A 3631-nucleotide genomic window follows, 5' to 3' on the forward strand; every position below is an offset into this window, starting at 1 on the left:
TTCTAAATATATCCTCACTTTTTCCTACGAAATAGTGGTTCGGGCAATTTTTTAGTAAATAGCCCAAAAGATATGTATTTAATTGCAATATGCAGTTTTGTTGACAATAAAGCCAGTTATGTGCAGTTTTGTTGACATATTGACTCAATTTAGCGTGATATATGCTTTTTTATTGACATGCTGCCGACCAGGGTGCCCTTGACGCAAATAGACCGCTTGTATTCTACTAGTTTAAATTAGTAAATGACTCATAAATGAGTCCCTAATATACTTAAGGTATTATTTATGAGTCATTTTTATTGACCAATGACGTATAAACAGGTATATTAGTGTCTCGTACTTAATGAAGAGCATGAGGCAACTATGCGCGTAGATCAACAACTTACCCTAGCATCAAAGCAACTTGGCCAATCCGCTGAAATAGCGCAATGCCTTGTTTCTTTGCGTCTTGCGCGTCGTGTTCGCCAAAGTGAAGCAGCAGTCCGTGCCGGCCTATCTCGCGCTACTGCACAGCGCATTGAAAAGGGTGATCCTGGTGTAGCCGTTGGTGCGCTCCTGCGTTACTTAGATGCAATCGCTCCAGGCATGAACTTATTTCAACTATTAAGCGGAGATGATCCTGCGATTATTGCTTTAGAGCGTCGCTCACGTCCACAACGCGTACGTGACTTAAGTACAGCTGAAATGAAAGCGCTTGATTTCTGATGGCAAACACGATGAAGAATCTGTTTGTCTTTGCCAATCTTGATGGTGATTTTGTACCAGCAGGACAACTGCAAGTAGATGAGGAAGGCTCAAGACTCATTGCCTCTTCATTTGCTTATGGCTTACGTTACTTAGATAGGGGCAATGTACAGGAAATTGATCCCGTCGCCCTTAGCCTCAAGAATAAAAGCGAGATCAAAGGTAGGCGCCTCGTTCCACCAAATGGCTTAGAAGCTTTTGGCGGAATTCGTGATGCCGCTCCTGATTCTTGGGGAAGAAGAGTTATTGAGGCAAGACTTAAGGTTCCAGCTAATAGCCTGCCAGAATCAACCTACCTTCTTGAGGCTGGTAGCGATCGCATTGGGGCGTTAGATGTTCGAGCCTCCTTAACTCAAGAAGAGCGCCCCGCTCATGAAAGTATTCACAATCTGTCATACGTACTCGAGGGTGCGCAGAAGATTGAGGCAGGCTTACCAGTTTCCGAAGCACTATCTAGAATTTTGATTGTGGGTAGCGGCCTAGGGGGTATGCGTCCAAAGGCAAGCGTGCGCGACGATGACAACATTTTATGGATGGCCAAGTTCCCAGGCAACACTGATGGAGTCTTAGATGTACCAAGCATTGAATATGCCACTCTCAAGCTTGCAGAGTTAGCCGGTCTCAAGGTTGCTGAAACTCAATTAGAGCAAGTTGGCAAGAAAAAGGTGTTGATGGTTAAACGCTTCGATCGCTCTTGGACCGCTGCAGCCCGTTCAGTAGAGATTCGTCATCATGTGGTTAGCGCTCTCACCCTCATTGCTTGCCACGAATCAGAGTCCAATACAAAAAGCTATATGGATATTGCAGATGCTATACGCAGATATTGTCTGGTTCAAACAGTCAAATCGGATGTTGAAGAACTATATGCACGCATGATCTTTAACCTTTTTGTCAGCAACGATGATGATCATCTACGCAATCATGCATTCTTATGGAATCAGGGGCTTAAAGGCTGGAGCCTAAGCCCGCTCTACGATGTGATGCCTCATGCAGTCATTGCAAGTGAGCGCTACCAACACCTAGGGGTCGGACCTCAAGGTAAGCTAGCAACCCTAGACAATGCCTATGGGGCTAAAGAACGCTTTGGTTTATCTCCGCAACAAGCAAGCTCTATTATCGATCGCGTATGGAGAGTAACTAGGCAGTGGAAAACACACTTCGAAAGCCTTGGAATTCCTGCAGATCAAATTAAAGAAATCTCCCGAGCCTTTAGGCACATTGACGATATTTGCAGCCCTGAATTAATCAAGTCTTTAGCTAAGGGCTAATCCCCCCCATCGAGAAGATCTTGCTGGACAACTAGATTTCAATAATAAGGGATGAATTGAATTCTGGGTTTTCGGCGTGGTTAGATCGAACATAACCGCGAGGATTACAAACTACCCTAGTACCATTCATTTCATAGTCGCAGGAATCATGCGTATGCCCATGAATCCATAGAGACATCTTGCCAAAGAGGTGCGCCAACTCCGAGGAAAAGCAGGCAGACAATAAATCTTGCTTATATCGCTCTGCAACTGAGCTCATTGAGGGTGGATGGTGCGTAATTACCACCGTCTTGCCATCAAATGGGCTCTCTAGCTCCTGCTGGAGCCAAGCCAATGATTTTTCATGTAATTGAATCGATTTTTTCGGGGAAAAATTTCTTCCTCCATCACGTATTGTTCTAAAGTCATTTAAGTAAAGCTCGCCATACGATAGGCATTTAGATTTTAGATCCTCGCCAAATAATAAAAAGTCAGTCCATAACGTAGCTCCCAAGAAGCGGATGGGCCTATTTGATTTAGGATCCTGCAGTTGCAGCACATCATTATCAAGAAAATGAATTCCGTACTCAGTGGATGCGTTCCTCATCCGTTCAATGGCATGACCACGCTGGGAGCCATAGAACTCATGATTGCCAGCCACATAAATAGTCTCTTGATTTGGAAACGATTTTCTAGCCCAAGTTATACCCTCTGAGCGCAGGCCAATATCACCGGCCAGGACAATAACATCTGCCGCATTTAATGTAGGTGAAAAGTCGGCAGATTCTAAATGCAAATCACTTAGTACATGAATTTTCATAATTTAGATAAGTCGCCATGATGATCTTGATATTGAGATCTAGTGTAGTCAATAAATTAACCATGACGTCTTACAAGGAATTGAGCTTGGCATTGACGTTAGCCTTGGGGGACTCTAAATTATCAACATACTACTAAAAACCGCGTTCATCAAAAATGCATCAAGAACAAAACTATTTCTCGCTTGATTTAGAGCTCAATAATGCTCAAGATAATTCCACAGTAAATCCAAAGATCATTCAAATAGGGTTAGCAGTCGGAAACTACCATGACTATGTCAATCAATCCCTATCTACGTATAAATGGTTCTTAGATCCTCAAGAGCCTATTTTTGAGTTCATCACCCAATTAACGGGCATTTGCAATCAGGATATTTCTGACTATGCAGTTCCACATGAACAAATAGCTAAAGAAATTGGGAAAATTATTACTACGCGTAATTGCTTTGTTAATCCCATTACTTGGGGCGGTGGCGATTCACTTGAACTGAAAGCTGAATTTAAAGATCGAGGTATCAGCTTTCCCCATTTTGGTCGTCGCTGGATCGATGTCAAAACTTGGTATAGCCTGCACATGCTTGCCATGGGCAAAAAACCCAGTGGCGGTCTATCCTCAGGCCTGGGTTCTTTTAAGCTTCAATTTGAAGGCAGTCCACATAGAGCAGATGTTGATGCTCTCAATACCTTGAGGCTTTTCTTTGAAATCCTTCACAGGCACAATCGGATATATCAACTGGTAAGCGATGCAAGGGCTTTGAAATAGCCGTATCTATATACCTAAAAATAGGGTTATATTGATTCCGCTGGATTTGATTATTTGAA

At 43.1% G+C, this 3631-nt stretch carries 4 protein-coding genes; 3 read left to right on the forward strand and 1 reads right to left on the reverse strand.

What is annotated here, in order from left to right:
- The first annotated feature begins 363 nt into the window (after positions 1-363).
- Both B7Y67_RS12985 and B7Y67_RS12990 read left to right on the forward strand, forming a co-directional pair.
- Positions 364-705, forward strand: a complete 342-nt coding sequence (locus tag B7Y67_RS12985) for a helix-turn-helix transcriptional regulator (protein WP_293599010.1) — start codon at positions 364-366, stop codon at positions 703-705.
- An 11-nt stretch (positions 706-716) separates the two neighbouring features.
- Positions 717-2012 carry a type II toxin-antitoxin system HipA family toxin gene (locus tag B7Y67_RS12990; RefSeq protein WP_293599011.1) on the forward strand — a complete coding sequence of 432 codons (1296 nt, stop codon included), beginning with the start codon at positions 717-719 and terminating at the stop codon, positions 2010-2012.
- A gap of 31 nt (positions 2013-2043) precedes the next feature.
- On the opposite strand, the gene B7Y67_RS12995 is transcribed toward B7Y67_RS12990, so the two are convergent.
- The gene (locus B7Y67_RS12995) at positions 2044-2811 is read right to left on the reverse strand and encodes a metallophosphoesterase (RefSeq protein WP_293599012.1); all 768 of its coding nucleotides are present in this window, start codon (positions 2809-2811) and stop codon (positions 2044-2046) included.
- A 155-nt stretch (positions 2812-2966) separates the two neighbouring features.
- On the opposite strand from B7Y67_RS12995, the gene B7Y67_RS13000 reads away from it, so the two are divergent.
- Complete coding sequence (locus B7Y67_RS13000) at positions 2967-3572, forward strand: 3'-5' exonuclease (protein WP_293599013.1); 606 nt, start codon at positions 2967-2969, stop codon at positions 3570-3572.
- Positions 3573-3631: the final 59 nt, after the last annotated feature.

The organism is Polynucleobacter sp. 35-46-11 (genome assembly GCF_002281105.1).

Bases quoted from the DNA above. Each gene is read 5' to 3' on its own strand.
- B7Y67_RS12985 (WP_293599010.1), top strand. From the start codon at position 364: ATGCGCGTAGATCAACAACTTACCCTAGCATCAAAGCAACTTGGCCAA.
- B7Y67_RS12990 (WP_293599011.1), top strand. From the start codon at position 717: ATGAAGAATCTGTTTGTCTTTGCCAATCTTGATGGTGATTTTGTACCA.
- B7Y67_RS13000 (WP_293599013.1), top strand. From the start codon at position 2,967: ATGCATCAAGAACAAAACTATTTCTCGCTTGATTTAGAGCTCAATAAT.
- B7Y67_RS12995 (WP_293599012.1), bottom strand. From the start codon at position 2,811: ATGAAAATTCATGTACTAAGTGATTTGCATTTAGAATCTGCCGACTTT.